Origin of the sequence: Streptomyces sp. NPDC101191 (assembly GCF_044767915.1) — a bacterium.
Classification (GTDB): Bacteria; Actinomycetota; Actinomycetes; order Streptomycetales; family Streptomycetaceae; genus Streptomyces.
On the sequence record NZ_JBIWOU010000008.1, the window covers coordinates 241,486 to 254,491 of the forward strand.

14 protein-coding genes are annotated in these 13,006 nt (G+C 72.2%); 4 read left to right on the top strand and 10 right to left on the bottom strand.

The features are described 5' to 3' along the window. Positions 1-354: 354 nt before the first annotated feature. The 4 genes from ACIRQF_RS29405 to ACIRQF_RS29420 form a co-directional block, all read right to left on the bottom strand. The gene (locus tag ACIRQF_RS29405; protein WP_404096669.1) at positions 355-1,023 is read right to left on the bottom strand and encodes an ABC transporter ATP-binding protein; all 669 of its coding nucleotides are present in this window, start codon (positions 1,021-1,023) and stop codon (positions 355-357) included. Between the two features lie 232 nt (positions 1,024-1,255). Beyond that, positions 1,256-2,014, bottom strand: coding sequence for a DUF3710 domain-containing protein (locus ACIRQF_RS29410; protein WP_376628691.1), 759 nt, complete (start codon positions 2,012-2,014; stop codon positions 1,256-1,258). A gap of 1 nt (position 2,015) precedes the next feature. Beyond that, on the bottom strand, positions 2,016-2,528 hold the full coding sequence (dut, locus tag ACIRQF_RS29415; RefSeq protein ID WP_389750413.1) for a dUTP diphosphatase: 513 nt from the start codon (positions 2,526-2,528) through the stop codon (positions 2,016-2,018). Beyond that, entirely contained in the window at positions 2,528-3,112 is a 585-nt protein-coding gene (locus tag ACIRQF_RS29420) for a PaaI family thioesterase (protein ID WP_376628687.1), read from the bottom strand. Before ACIRQF_RS29420 ends, dut begins: the two co-directional genes overlap by 1 nt. A 58-nt stretch (positions 3,113-3,170) precedes the next feature. On the opposite strand from ACIRQF_RS29420, the gene ACIRQF_RS29425 reads away from it, so the two are divergent. Then, positions 3,171-3,659, top strand: a complete 489-nt coding sequence (locus ACIRQF_RS29425; RefSeq protein WP_382481652.1) for a DUF3093 domain-containing protein — start codon at positions 3,171-3,173, stop codon at positions 3,657-3,659. 478 nt (positions 3,660-4,137) lie between these two features. On the opposite strand, the gene ACIRQF_RS29430 is transcribed toward ACIRQF_RS29425, so the two are convergent. From ACIRQF_RS29430 to ACIRQF_RS29445, 4 genes are all read right to left on the bottom strand, one after another. Next, positions 4,138-5,139: a hypothetical protein gene (locus ACIRQF_RS29430; RefSeq protein ID WP_404096484.1), complete on the bottom strand. Its 1,002-nt coding sequence runs from the start codon at positions 5,137-5,139 to the stop codon at positions 4,138-4,140. Between the two features lie 12 nt (positions 5,140-5,151). After that, positions 5,152-5,448 (bottom strand): DUF4193 domain-containing protein, encoded by a 297-nt coding sequence (locus tag ACIRQF_RS29435; RefSeq protein WP_003955561.1) that lies wholly within the window; start codon positions 5,446-5,448, stop codon positions 5,152-5,154. Positions 5,449-5,843: 395 nt separating this feature from the next. Beyond that, entirely contained in the window at positions 5,844-7,079 is a 1,236-nt protein-coding gene (locus ACIRQF_RS29440) for a sensor histidine kinase (protein ID WP_376628682.1), read from the bottom strand. A 4-nt stretch (positions 7,080-7,083) separates the two neighbouring features. Continuing rightward, the gene (locus ACIRQF_RS29445) at positions 7,084-7,737 is read right to left on the bottom strand and encodes a response regulator transcription factor (protein WP_345485078.1); all 654 of its coding nucleotides are present in this window, start codon (positions 7,735-7,737) and stop codon (positions 7,084-7,086) included. 358 nt (positions 7,738-8,095) lie between these two features. Between ACIRQF_RS29445 and ACIRQF_RS29450 the strand changes: the two genes are divergently transcribed. After that, positions 8,096-8,269 (top strand): hypothetical protein, encoded by a 174-nt coding sequence (locus tag ACIRQF_RS29450; protein WP_404096487.1) that lies wholly within the window; start codon positions 8,096-8,098, stop codon positions 8,267-8,269. Positions 8,270-8,341: 72 nt separating this feature from the next. Here the strand turns inward: ACIRQF_RS29450 and ACIRQF_RS29455 are convergent, their stop codons facing one another. Next, on the bottom strand, positions 8,342-9,142 hold the full coding sequence (locus tag ACIRQF_RS29455) for an inositol monophosphatase family protein (protein ID WP_404096489.1): 801 nt from the start codon (positions 9,140-9,142) through the stop codon (positions 8,342-8,344). Between the two features lie 13 nt (positions 9,143-9,155). Further along, positions 9,156-10,283, bottom strand: a complete 1,128-nt coding sequence (locus ACIRQF_RS29460; protein ID WP_376628677.1) for a ferrochelatase — start codon at positions 10,281-10,283, stop codon at positions 9,156-9,158. 169 nt (positions 10,284-10,452) lie between these two features. Here ACIRQF_RS29460 and ACIRQF_RS29465 point away from each other — a divergent pair, with 169 nt between their 5' ends. Together ACIRQF_RS29465 and ACIRQF_RS29470 are read left to right on the top strand one after the other, a co-directional pair. Then, a complete protein-coding gene (locus ACIRQF_RS29465) occupies positions 10,453-11,724 on the top strand; it encodes an MFS transporter (RefSeq protein ID WP_404096492.1) in 1,272 nt (423 codons plus the stop codon). Then, the gene (locus tag ACIRQF_RS29470; protein ID WP_404096494.1) at positions 11,654-13,003 is read left to right on the top strand and encodes a D-arabinono-1,4-lactone oxidase; all 1,350 of its coding nucleotides are present in this window, start codon (positions 11,654-11,656) and stop codon (positions 13,001-13,003) included. Before ACIRQF_RS29465 ends, ACIRQF_RS29470 begins: the two co-directional genes overlap by 71 nt. Positions 13,004-13,006: the final 3 nt, after the last annotated feature.

Sequence of the window (13,006 nt, forward strand, 5' to 3'; positions counted from 1 at the left end):
GGCCTGGGCGGGTATTGACGTGATCCTGATGCCCCCGGGGGCCTCCCCCCCTCCCCCTCCCACCTCCTCCCCCCAGCGCTCCTCGGAGCGCGACACGGCTACGGCTCGCCACCGCCGCGCGCCCCCGTGACAGCCGGGCACCGCGCAGCTCCGTACCCGCCGCCACCCCACTCAGCGCTCGCCGATCCCGCCGTCGCCCGGCCGCGCACCTCCGCACGCGGCACCACCCGGCTCAGCACACCACGATCTCGCAGTCGCCCGACCGCGCACCTCCGCACGCGGCACCACCCCGCTCAGCGCTCCACGATCTCGCCGTCGCCCGACCGCGCACCTCCGTACCCGCCGCCACCCCGCTCAGCACTCCACGATCTCGCCGTCGCTCAGCTCCAGAACGCGGTCCGCCAGGCCGAGGAGCTGGGAGTCGTGGGTGGCGACGAGGGCGGTACAGCCCTCGCTGCGGACCACGGCGCGCAGGAGTTCCATGACCGCGAGGCCGGTCTCGGCGTCCAGCTGGCCGGTCGGCTCGTCGGCTATCAGGAGCGCGGGGCGGTTGGCGAGGGCGCGGGCGATGGCGACGCGCTGCTGCTGGCCGCCGGAGAGCTCGCCGGGGCGCTGCGCGGCGTGGTCGGCGAGGCCGACCAGGGCGAGGAGCAGGGCGACGCGCTCCTCGCGCTCCTTCGGGTCGGCCTTGCGCAGCCGCATCGGCACGCCGACGTTCTCGGCGGCGGTGAGGATCGGTATGAGGCCGAAGGACTGGAAGATGAAGCCGATCCGGTCCCGGCGGAGTTGCAGAAGGCCTTCCTCGCCGAGGTCGGCGAGGTCGGTGCCGTCGATGACGATGCGGCCCTGGTCGGCGGTGTCGAGGCCGCCGACGAGGTTGAGCAGGGTGGTCTTGCCGGAGCCGGAGCGCCCCTTGAGGGCGACGAGTTCGCCGCGCGGGATGTCGAAGGAGACGCCGCGCAGGGCGTGGACGGCGGCGGCGCCCGTCCCGTACGACCGGTGCAGGTTCTCCACGCGGACCATGGGCGCGCCGGCCGGGTCCTCGATGACGGCCGTGCCGGCCCGCGCGTTGCTCTCACTCACCGTGCTACCCCCCTGGTGCGAACGTGTGCGCCGCCAGTATGGGCACAGGGCGGCGGCGGGTGCCAGGGCTGTGGATAAGCCGGCGCGGGGTGGGAGGGGCGCCTGTGGAAAAGCCCGGTGGGCCGCTCCCGGGGTCGGGGGCGGCCCACCGGGCCTCGGTCCTGTCGTGCGGTCAGCGGATCTCGGAGATCTCCGGGCCGCGCTGCAGCTGGCCCATGCCGCCGGAGAAGCGGGAGCCGGCCTGGTCCTCCTGCTGCACGCCGTCCGGCACCATCTGCGCGTCGTTGGGCAGCTTGAGGACGATCGGGTCGCGCGGGGCCATGGGGCCCTCGCCGCGGACGACCACGGTGTCCCGGAAGATCTGCTCCAGCAGACCGGCGGCCTCGGGCTGCACCGCGCCCTGGCCGGAGATCACACCGCGCAGGAACCAGCGCGGGCCGTCGACGCCGACGAAGCGCACGAGCTGCACGCCCCGGTTGCCGTCGGGCAGCTGCACGGGGACCTGGGCGCGCAGCTCCCAGCCCAGGGGGCCCTCGATCTCCTCGATGGCGCCGCCCTGCTGGGTGATGCCCTCGGCGATCTCGTCGCGGACCTCGCCCCAGATGCCTTCCTTCTTCGGCGCTGCGAAGGCCTGGAGCTGCACGGCGCTGTCGCGCAGCACGACGGTGGCCGCGACGATCGCGTCGCCCGCCACCTCCACGCGCAGTTCCATGCCCTCGACGCCGGGCACGAAGATGCCGCCGAGGTCCACGCGGCCTTCCTCGGGCGTGCCGACCTCGGAGATGTCCCAGGGCCCGTCGGGCCGGGGCGCCGGCGGAAGGTTCACCCGGCGCGGCGCGGCCGCGTCCTCGGTGTCGACCGCGTCGACGACCTGCTCGGCCTCGCCCGCCGCGTCCTCCGCGGCACCGCTCTTCTTGCGACGTCCGAACACGTCACTGTCCTTCCCGGTCGGATACGACCGAAGCGTATCGATTCCCACCCGTTGTGCCGTCCACGTCGGCATGACCGCCGGTGGACCCGAAGCCCCCCTCGGCCCGCGCGGAGCCGGGAAGCTCCGCGACCTCGTGGAAGCGCACCTTCTCGACCTGCTGGACGACCAGCTGGGCGATCCGGTCGAACCGTTCGAACCGCACGCTTTCGCGCGGGTCGAGATTGACCACGATCACCTTGATCTCTCCACGGTACCCGGCATCGACCGTCCCCGGGGCATTCACGAGGGCGACTCCGCAGCGGGCGGCGAGACCGGAGCGTGGGTGCACGAAGGCCGCGTAGCCGTCGGGCAGGGCGATGGAGACGCCGGTGGGCAGGACGGCGCGCTCACCAGGGGCGAGCTCGGCGGCCTCGGTGGTCACCAGATCGGCGCCCGCGTCGCCGGGGTGCCCGTAGGCCGGGATCGGCACTTCCGGGTCCAGGCGGCGGATGAGTACGTCGACGGGATTGCGCATCAGGGGTTCACCTCGAAGGCGCGGGCGCGCCTGACCTGGTCGGGGTCGGACATGGCGGCCTGGATCTCCTCCGGGCGCCCGTTGTCGATGAAGTGGTCGACCTTGACCTCGATGAAGAGGGCGTCGGCGCGGACGGCGACGGGGCCTTCGGGCCCGCCGATCCGGCCGACGGCGGTCGAGTAGATCTTGCGGCCGTGTACGGCGGTGACCTCGGCCTGCAGGTGGAGCACGGTGCCGACCGGCACGGGCCGGGCGAAGTCGGTCTCCAGGCGGCCGGTCACGGCGATGACCCGCAGCAGCCAGTTCAGGGAGCCCAGTGTCTCGTCGAGCGCGGTGGCGAGGACGCCGCCGTGCGCGAGGCCGGGGGCTCCCTGGTGGTCGGGGGTCACGGTGAACTCGGCGGTGACGGTCACGCCCTCGCCCGCCCGCGCCTCCAGGTGCAGCCCGTGGGGCTGCCCGCCGCCGCACCCGAAGCAGTACTCGTAGTGCGCACCGAGCAGCTCGCCGGGGGCGGGCGCGTCCGGGTGGCGTACCGGCGGTATGGCGTCGGCCGGCGGGGTGAGAGCGGCAGATGTTCCAGTCACAGGCGCAGACCTTACCCGCGCGGCCGGGCGGCGGTCGCGCCGTGCCAAGCTTGGACGCATGCAGCCTTCCGCAGCGTCTTCCGCACAGCCCGCCGCGCCGAGCTTCGACGAACGTCTCACCGCCCCTGCCTCCTGGTGGGTGATCGTGGCCCTGCTGGGTCTTTCCGGCGGTCTGGTGCTGTTCCCGCTGGGCACGGTGCCGACGCTGGTCGGTGTGGTCGCGGCGGCGGCGCTGGCCGCGGTGGCGGTGTCCTCGTACGGCTCCGCCCGGGTGCGGGTGGTGTCGGGGTCGCTGGTCGCGGGGGACGCGCGGATTCCGGTGTCGGCCCTGGGTGTCCCGGAGGTCCTGGACGCGGAGGAGGCGCGCGCCTGGCGCTCGTACAAGGCCGATCCGCGCGCCTTCATGCTGATGCGCAGCTATGTGCCGACGGCCGTGCGGGTCGAGGTGACCGATCCGGCGGATCCGACGCCGTACGTCTATCTGTCCAGCCGTGATCCGGAGGCGCTGGTGAGCGCCCTGGAGTCGGCCCGCGCCGAGGCCCGCTAGCCGAGCGTCCGCCGCCCGGGGCGCGTCCGCAGGTCGAGCCGCGTCCGCCGGTCGGCCGGGCCGTACCGCGGGGGGCATCAGGGGAGGGGCACCGCTCGCGGCCTGTGCGCGCCCGTGCGAGAGGCCCTGGTAACGGCGAGCGCCCGTGCGCGAGGCCCCCGGAACGCGCGCGCCCGTACGCGAGCGCCTGTACGCCGGGCCCGACGCAACCCCCCGTACGCAGGGCCCGGTACCCCGAGCGCTCTCACGCACGCCCGACGCAAGCGCCCTTGCGAGCCCGTAACAGCGCGCCCCCTGCCTCTACGCGCCCTCTGAGCTGCGCTCCTCGACGCCCGCTAGTTTGCTCGTAGATGTCCATGCGCACGCCCGTACGCGCGCGTGGGGGGTGGCCGGTGCTCCGCAGGACACCCGGGAAGGGCGGTGGACGGCCTCTGGAGGGCGTCCGGGCCCCGGAGTGGTCCCTGCGGGCACCGGGGGTCTAGAAGTCGATCTCCTTGGGATTCTCCGGCTGCTCCAGCGGAGGCAGGTCCGGGAGGGCGTCCCACGGGATCTGGCGGGCGCGCAGGTCCTTGCGAACGTGCGCGGCGACTTTTCTGGTGTCGCGCCGGTTCATGACCGCGCCGACGGCCGCGCCCACCATGAACGGCGTGAGCATCGGCAGGTTGCGCACCATGCGCTTCATGATCTGCTGGCGCAGTTCGCGCTTGAGCTGGCCGCCGAGGGCCGCGTTGACCGTGGTCGGCTTGGTGGGGTCGATGCCGCGCTCCTCCGCCCAGGAGGTCAGGTACGCGGTCGAGCGCTGGGTGAGTCCGCCGGGCGGCCGCAGGCCGTAGACCTCGTGGAGCTCGGCGATGAGCTTGATCTCGATGGCGGCGACGCCGGTGATCTCCGCGGCCAGTTCCGCGGGCATCGCGGGTGGTACGGGCAGCATGGCGGCGGCGCCGATGCCGGCGCCGACGGTGGCGCTGGCGTTGGCCGCGCCGGTGATCAGCTTGTCGGCGATCTGCTCGGGGCCGAGCCCGGGGAAGTGCCGTTGCAGGGTGGCCAGGTCCCGGACGGGCACGCGCGGGGCGAGCTCCATGACCCGGTCCGCGAGATACCCGATGCCGGCCTTGGCCCCCTGACCGCCGCGCTTGACTCCGCGCCGTACGGCTTCGATGCGGGCGTTGTCGAGCTTGATGCGGTCGAGCTGGACGCGCGCGGGGTTGGCCACGCGCCTCAGGACGCCTCCCTTGGGGGTGTCGTCCTGCTGCTTGTCCGGGGCAGGGCCGTCGTCGGCCTGGTGCGGCGCATCCGCTGCTTCGAGCGAGGCCGCATGGCCTCGCTCGTCGTCACGTGCGCCAGGTGAGGGCAGGTGGGCGGAGTGCACGGCGGAGGAAGCGTCCGTGACGCCCTCTGCCGAGCCTGAGCCGCCCTTGTACGTCTCCGACCTCCCAAGGAGTCGGAGCCGCCGCTTCCGAGACGGTGTGTCGCCTGCCACGGCCGCTCGATCTCAGTCGCAGTCGCGGCAGATCGGCTGGCCGTTCTTCTCCCGAGCCAGCTGGCTGCGGTGGTGCACGAGGAAGCAGCTCATGCAGGTGAACTCGTCCGCCTGCTTGGGCAGGACCCGGACGGCCAGCTCCTCGTTCGAGAGGTCTGCGCCCGGGAGCTCCAGGCCCTCGGCGGCCTCGAACTCGTCGACGTCGACGGTCGAGGTCGACTTGTCGTTCCGGCGGGCCTTCAGTTCCTCAAGGCTGTCCGAGTCGACGTCGTCGTCGGTCTTGCGTGGGGTGTCGTAATCCGTTGCCATGTCGCTCTCCCCCTCTGGGTGGTTTGCGGTGTCTCCAGCGCACGTAACGCGTGAGAGGCCGGACTTGTGCCCGACCCGAGGCGGAGATTTTGCCTCACATCAAGGTCTGTTACTCAATCGACACCCAATCCGCCCTCTCACGAGTGAGCGGCTTTGGGTGGCGATGCGGACCGTACACGGTCCGCAGGCCCTCCTTCACGGGTGCCACCCCGTGTACTTCCCGTCATTCCGACCCCCGGAAACCCGGACTTTTCCGGGTTTTCCGAAGAATTCTCGATCACGGAGAGTGGAGGTCCGGACACTGATTCCTGTGATCGATCACACAGGACCGTCTCAGGAACGAGACCCGGAAATTCCGCGCAAGGCGAACAAATCCGGTTGGCACGTGAAGTGTGTCAGATCGGGAGCGTGACACGCATCACGAGGCCACCACCCTCGCGGGGCTCCGCGATGATACGGCCGCCGTGGGCGCGCGCGACGGAGCGCGCGATCGACAGGCCGAGGCCGACCCCCTTGTCGCTGCCGGTGCGGTCCTGACGGAGGCGCCGGAATGGCTCGAAGATGTTGTCGATCTCGTACGCCGGAACCACGGGTCCGGTGTTGGTGACGAGCAGGACCGCCTCGCCGTTCCGGGTCTCGGTCGTGACTTCCACCCAGCCGTCCTCCGGAATGTTGTACCTCACGGCGTTCTGCACCAGGTTCAGGGCGATCCGCTCCAGCAGGACGCCGTTGCCCTGGACGACGGCCGGGGCCCGCTCCCCGCGGCACTCGACGCCCTTGGCCTCGGCCTCGGCATGCACCTGGTCCACGGCCCGCGAGGCGACCTCGGCGAGGTCGACCGGCTTGCGCTCGACGATCTCGTTGTCGCTGCGGGCGAGCAGCAGCAGGCCCTCGACCAGCTGCTCGCTGCGCTCGTTGGTGGCGAGCAGGGTCTTGCCGAGCTGCTGGAGCTCCATCGGCGCCCCGGGGTCCGAGAGCTGGACCTCCAGGAGTGTGCGGTTGATCGCCAGCGGCGTGCGCAGCTCGTGGGAGGCGTTGGCGACGAAGCGCTGCTGGGCGCTGAAGGCGCGCTCCAGGCGGCCCAGCATGTCGTCGAACGTGTCGGCGAGCTCCTTGAGCTCGTCGTCCGGTCCGTCCAGCTCGATCCGCCGGGACAGATCGGATCCGGCCACCTGGCGGGCGGTGCGGGTGATCCGGCCGAGCGGGGAGAGCACCCGGCCGGCCATCGCGTAGCCGAAGGCGAAGGCGATGATGCTGAGGCCGAGCAGGGCGAACAGGGAGCGGCGCAACAGGTCGTCCAGGGCGAGGTCGCTCTGGTGCCGCAGGCACATGGAGACGGCGTTGTTGAGCTGCTCGCCGGTGGACTTGTCCGGCAGCCGGCACCAGTCCGTGGTGGCGGTGACCGTGCCGGTGACGACCTTGAAGGGCAGCTCGCTCGTGCTGTCCCGCAGGGCCTGCGCGGTGAACAGGTAGATGATCGCCAGCAGCAGGATGCCGGCGATCAGGAACATCCCGCCGTACAGCAGGGTGAGTCTTATCCGGATGGTCGGACGCAGCAGCGGGCGGACCGGGTCCCTCGGGTCCCACGTCGGCTTGGGAGGCGCGTGCACGGGCGCCGGGCTCTGGGGCATCGGGTCAGATCCGGTATCCCGAGCCGGGGACCGTGACGATGACCGGGGGCTCGCCCAGCTTGCGGCGCAGGGTCATCACGGTGACCCGTACGACGTTGGTGAACGGGTCGGTGTTCTCGTCCCAGGCCTTCTCCAGGAGCTGCTCCGCGGAGACGACGGCGCCCTCGCTGCGCATCAGGACCTCCAGCACCGCGAACTCCTTGGGCGCCAGCTGGACCTCCTTGCCGTCGCGGAAGACCTCGCGGCGGTTGGGGTCGAGCTTGATGCCGGCGCGCTCCAGGACGGGCGGGAGCGGGACGGTGGTGCGGCGGCCGAGGGCGCGGACGCGGGCGGTGAGCTCGCTGAACGCGAAGGGCTTGGGCAGGTAGTCGTCGGCGCCCAGTTCCAGGCCCTCGACGCGGTCGCTGACGTCTCCGGAGGCGGTGAGCATCAGGACGCGGGTGGGCATGCCGAGCTCGACGATCTTCCGGCAAACGTCGTCGCCGTGGACCAGGGGGAGGTCCCGGTCGAGGACGACGACGTCGTAGTCGTTGACCCCGACCCGTTCGAGGGCCGCGGCGCCGTCGTACACGACGTCGACGGCCATCGCCTCCCGGCGCAGGCCGGTGGCCACCGCATCCGCGAGCAGCTGCTCGTCCTCGACGACGAGTACGCGCACGTCGGTATGTCCTTTCCTGGAGCCCTGGTCCTGGAGGCGGACGGGGCGTTCTGCGCACTGACTGTGCGTGTCCATCCTGCCCCGAACGCGCGTAAACCGGCTGTAAGGCGGTCCTGCGGGGGTCGGCGGGCGGGCGTACGGGAGGGGCCGGTGGAGTGGGGCCGGAAGAATTCACCTGATTCACGGGCCAGTTGAGGTTTCTGTGAGGAAAGGGCTGGGGAGGACGACTGCACACCCCGCGATCACGCCCTGTAGGTGGCACGCCACCTACCGCTCTCTGTCCCCCAGAGGTAGCAGTGTGTGGTCCACCCACCCCCGGCACTCCCCGTGCCACCGACCCACCACGAGGGGGCGCACGATGGACGCTTTCACCGCAGGACTGCTGCACCGCATCAAGGCCACGCAGTCCGACCTCACGCGCGCTCGTGAGTCGGGCGACGACTTCCTCGCGGACGTCGAGCAGGCCGAGCTGGACGACCTGCACCGCCTGGCCGCCGAACACGGCGTGGAGGTCGGCGCGAGCTGCGCCTGACCCCCGGCACCATGGGTGGGCCCCCGGAGTCGGTGACTCCGGGGGCCCACCCATGTCGCGTCGCGATGCGGGTCAGTCGTGCCAGGCGCCCGCGTCCTCCAGGAACTCCTGGAGGACGTCGAACAGCCCCGGGGACGACGCCAGGGCCAGCTCCCCCGACGCGGCGACACCGGCGCGGCCGCCGGTGAGGGCGCCCGCCTCGCGGGCGATGAGGTCGCCGGCGGCGAGGTCCCAGGGGTTGAGGCCGCGTTCGTAGTAGGCGTCGAGGCGGCCGGCGGCGACGTCGCAGAGGTCGATCGCGGCCGAGCCGCCGCGGCGGATGTCGCGGACGCGCGGGAGGAGGCGCTGGGCGACGTCGGCCTGGTGGGCGCGGCGGGCCTGGAGGTAGCCGAAGCCGGTGGCGACGAGGGCCTGGTCGAGCGCCGGGGAGGGGCGGACGGCCAGGCGCCGGTCGCCGAGCCAGGCGCCGCCGCCGAGGACGGCGTGGAAGGTCTCGCCGCGCAGCGGGACCTCGACGACGCCGACGACGGCCTCGCCGTCCCGCTCGGCGGCGATGGACACGGACCAGGTCGGCAGGCCGTAGAGGTAGTTCACGGTGCCGTCCAGCGGGTCGACGACCCAGCGGATCCCGCTGGTACCGGTGCTGGAGGCGCCCTCCTCGCCGAGGAAGCCGTCCTGGGGGCGGTGCTCGGCGAGGAAGCCGGTGATCAGCTTCTCGGCGGCGATGTCCATCTCGGTGACCACGTCGATGGCGCTCGTCTTGGTCCGGGCCACCGTCAGGTCGTCCGGTCGCCCGTCGCGCAGCAGGGCACCGGCCCGGCGGCCGGCCTCCAGGGCCAGGTCGAGGAGTTCGGGCAGCAGGGGGTCGGTCACGGGGGCGGTCTCCTTACGCGTACGGGCTGTCGGCGCCGGCCGCCGCCGGCCGCTCGGCCCGGGCGGGGCAGCAGCTGATCGGGCAGAGGTCGTGGGAGGGGCCGAGCGCGCCGAGGGCGCAGCGTTCGACGCGTTCCCCGCGCTCGTGCGCGGCCCGCTCCAGGACGAGCTCGCGCACGGCCGCGGCGAACCGCGGGTCGGCCCCGACGGTGGCCGAGCGCCGCACCGGGAGTCCCAGCTCCGCGGCCTTGGCGGTGGCCTCGGTGTCGAGGTCGTACAGGACCTCCATGTGGTCCGAGACGAAGCCGATCGGCACCATGACGACGGCGGGGGCTCCGGCGCCGTGCAGCTCCTCCAGGTGGTCGCAGATGTCGGGCTCCAGCCACGGGATGTGCGGGGCGCCGCTGCGCGACTGGTAGACGAGCTGCCAGGGGTGCTCGACGCCGGTCTCCTCGCGGACCGCGTCGGCGATCAGCCGGGCGACGTCGAGGTGCTGCTTCACGTAGGCGCCGCCCTCGCCGTGGTCGGTGACGGGGCCCGAGGTGTCGGCGGCGGAGTCGGGGATGGAGTGGGTGGTGAAGGCGAGGTGGGCTCCGGCCCGTACGGACGCGTCGAGCTCCTCGAGGGAGGCGAGCACGCCCTCGACCATGGGGCGCACGAAGCCGGGGTGGTTGAAGTAGTGCCGGAGCTTGTCGACCCGGGGCAGCGGCAGCCCCTCCGCCTCCAGCTCGGCGAGGGAGTCGGCGAGGTTCTCGCGGTACTGGCGGCAGCCTGAGTACGAGGCGTACGCGCTGGTGGCGAGGACGGCGATGTGGCGTCGGCCGTCGGTGATCATCTCGCGCAGGGTGTCGGTGAGGTACGGCGCCCAGTTGCGGTTGCCCCAGTAGACCGGCAGGTCGAGGCCTTCGGCGGCGAAGTCCGCGCGCAGGGCGTCGAGCAGGGCGCGGTTCTGGTCGTTGATGGGGCTGACGCCGCCGAAGAGGAAGTAGTGCTGCCCTACCTCTTTCAGCCGTTCCTTGGGGATGCCTCGGCCGCGGGTCACGTTCTCCAGGAACGGGACCACGTCGTCCGGGCCCTCGGGGCCACCGAAGGAGAGCAGCAGCAGGGCGTCGTACGGGGCGGGATCGAGCTCGTCGGACATGGCACCGATCCTCCCACTCGCCTCGGACGGCCCGGGCCGCGGCCCGACCGAAAAAAGTGAGTGACCCCACCAGTTCAAAGCCGTAGGCTTTAGCTATTAATTACACGTGTTGAGCGCCCCGGCCCGACCCGTGCGCGTCCGCACGCCCTGCCCGATCCCGGAGATCCCCTTGCCCAGTCCCTATCGCGCGATCTTCACAGCGCCCGGCACCAGAGCCTTCTCCGTCGCCGGGTTCGTCGGCCGCCTGCCGCTGTCCATGATGGGCATCGGCATCGTCACCATGATTTCCCAGGTCACCGGGCGGTACGGGCTCGCCGGCGCGCTCTCCGCGACGCTCGCGATGTCCGCCGCGGCGATCGGCCCGCAGATCTCGCGGCTGGTCGACCGGCACGGACAGCGCCGGGTGCTGCGCCCGGCGACCCTGGTGTCGCTCGTGGCCGGCGCGGGACTGCTGTTCTGCGTGAAGTTCGAGGCGCCGGACTGGACCCTCTTCTTCTTCACGGCCTTCATCGGCTGCGTGCCGAGCGTCGGCGCGATGACCCGTGCCCGGTGGGCGGACATCTACCGGGGCGAGGCGCGGCAGCTGCACACCGCGTACTCGTGGGAGTCGATCGTCGACGAGGTGTGCTTCATCTTCGGCCCGATCATCTCGATCGGCCTGTCGACCGTCTGGTTCCCCGAGGCGGGCCCGCTGCTCGCCGGCGTCTTCCTCGCCATCGGCGTCTTCTGGCTGACCGCACAGCGCGCCACCGAGCCCGCCCCGCACCCGCGCGGGGCGCACACCGGCGGCTCCGCGCTGCGCTCCCCCGGCCTCCAGGTGCTCGCGCTCGCCTTCGTCGCCACCGGCGCCATCTTCGGTTCCGTGGACGTGGTGACGGTCGCGTTCGCCGAGGAGCAGGGCCACAAGGCCGCCGCAAGTCTGGTTCTGGCCGTCTACGCGCTGGGCTCCTGCCTGGCCGGCGCGGTCTTCGGACTGCTCCACCTCAAGGGCGAGCCGTCGCTGAGGTGGCTCCTGGGCGTCTGCGCGATGGCCGTGAGTATGATCCCCCTCCTACTGGCCGGGAACTTGCCGTTGCTGGCCGTGGCGCTCTTTGTCGCGGGCCTCTCCATCGCACCGACGATGGTGACCACGATGGCCCTCGTCGAAGCGCACGTACCGCGCACCAAGCTGACCGAGGGCATGACCTGGACAGGGACCGGGCTCGCGATCGGTGTGGCGCTCGGCTCCTCGGCCGCCGGCTGGGTGGTCGACGCGTCCGGGGCGAAGGCGGCGTACGTGGTGCCCGTGGTCTCGGGTGCGCTCGCGGTCGTGGTGGCGCTCCTGGGCTTCCGCCGGCTGCGCAGGCCGGTGCCGACGCGGGAGGGGCAGCGTGAGCAGGACGCCGAGGACACGGGCGACGCAGTGGTCGGGGAACGGGGCGGCGAGCAGCCCGTGGCGTAACTGGGCGGGGAACGTCACCTCCCGCCCGGTACGGGAGGTGAGCCCGGCCTCGGCCGAGGAGCTCGCGGACGCCGTGCGCAGGGCCGCCGAGGACGGGCTGCGGGTGAAGACGGTCGGCACCGGCCACTCGTTCACCTCGATCGCCGCCACGGACGGCGTGCTCGTCCGGCCCGGACTGCTCACCGGCATCCGGAGGATCGACCGCGAGGCGATGACCGTGACCGTGGAGTCCGGCACGCCGCTGAAGCGGCTCAACGTGGCGCTGGCCCGGGAGGGCCTGTCGCTCACGAACATGGGCGACATCATGGAGCAGACCGTCGCCGGGGCCACCTCCACGGGCACGCACGGCACCGGCCGCGAATCGGCCTCCATCGCCGCGCAGATCCGCGCGCTCGAACTGGTCACGGCCGACGGGCGCCTGATGACCTGCTCCAGGACGGAGAACCCCGAGGTCTTCGCCGCCGCCCGGATCGGCCTGGGCGCGCTCGGCGTGATCACCGCCATCACCTTCGCCGTGGAGCCGGTCTTCCTGCTCACCGCGCGCGAGGAGCCGATGTCCTTCGACCGGGTGACCGCGGAGTTCGACGAGCTGCACGCGGAGAACGAGCACTTCGAGTTCTACTGGTTCCCGCACACGGACAACTGCAACACCAAGCGCAACAACCGCAGCGCGGGCCCGGCGGCCCCGCCCGGGAAGGTCAGCGGCTGGATCGAGGACGAGCTGCTGTCCAACGGCATCTTCCAGCTGGCCTGTTCGCTGGGCCGGGCCGTGCCGCCGGTCATCCCGTCGATCGCGAAGATCTCCAGCCGCGCCCTGTCGGCCCGCACGTACACGGACATCCCGTACAAGGTCTACACCTCGCCGCGCCGGGTGCGCTTCCTGGAGATGGAGTACGCGCTGCCCCGCGAGGCGGCCGTGACGGCGCTGCGGGAGCTGAAGGCGATGATCGAGCGCTCACCGCTGAAGGTGAGCTTCCCGGTGGAGGTGCGGACGGCGCCCGCCGACGACATCACGCTGTCCACGGCCTCGGACCGGGAGTCCGCGTACATCGCCGTGCACCTGTACAAGGGCACGCCGCACCAGGCCTACTTCACCGCCGTGGAGCGCATCATGACCGAGCACGGCGGCCGGCCGCACTGGGGGAAGGTGCACACCAGGGACGCCGCCTACTTCGAGAAGGTCTATCCGCGGTTCGCGGAGTTCGTCGAGCTGCGGGACCGGCTGGACCCGGACCGGCGCTTCGCCAACGACTACCTGCGCCGGGTGCTCGGCGACTGACGG